General features: G+C 40.7%; 1 pseudogene. It reads right to left on the reverse strand.

Going from position 1 to position 602, the window contains the following annotated elements:
* Window positions 1-602: pseudogene (locus ACFINS_RS10995) on the reverse strand (hypothetical protein); the annotation flags it as partial.

Genomic DNA, 602 nt, shown 5'->3' on the forward strand with positions numbered 1-602 from the left:
TTCAACAGCACTGCCATCTTCATTGACGCTCTTAACCTTGAAACTTGGAGCGGTCCATTCGCCACCTTCATATCCAGCGCCACCACCAAAAGTCTTTGCAACCTCACTGCCCAGTGAATAAAGTTGACCACCTGTAATAGCATCACTGGAACTTTCTGAGACTGCTCCATCTAAAAGAGACGTAATCTTACTATTGGTTTTGCTATCTTTTTCTCCATGCGTTGCTACAAAGGCCTCTTTACTCCTATCCCACAACAAGGCATCACCTTGAACTTCTTGTGTAATATTCGTGATTTTCTCTTCAAACTTCTTAACCTCTTGCGTTAGATGAGTATTCACATTCTTCACACTTGTATCAAGACCTGCAAACGCACTCCCAACATTATCATAGCTAGTTTCTTCTACAGCACCATCTTCAGAAAGCTTAGATAATTTATAGGTTGGTTCTGTAAAGGCTCCATCACTAAACTTTGCATTTCCACCTAAAAACTTAGCTACATCCTCACCAATTTTGTTAATCTGACTACCATTAATCGCATCATGTGACTCATCACCAATCTTACCATTGGCTACATTATGAAGTCCAACAGGTGAAGAACCTT

The sequence above is a fragment of the Bartonella sp. AA2SXKL genome, assembly GCF_042197205.1.
In the GTDB taxonomy this organism is placed as follows: domain Bacteria; phylum Pseudomonadota; class Alphaproteobacteria; order Rhizobiales; family Rhizobiaceae; genus Bartonella.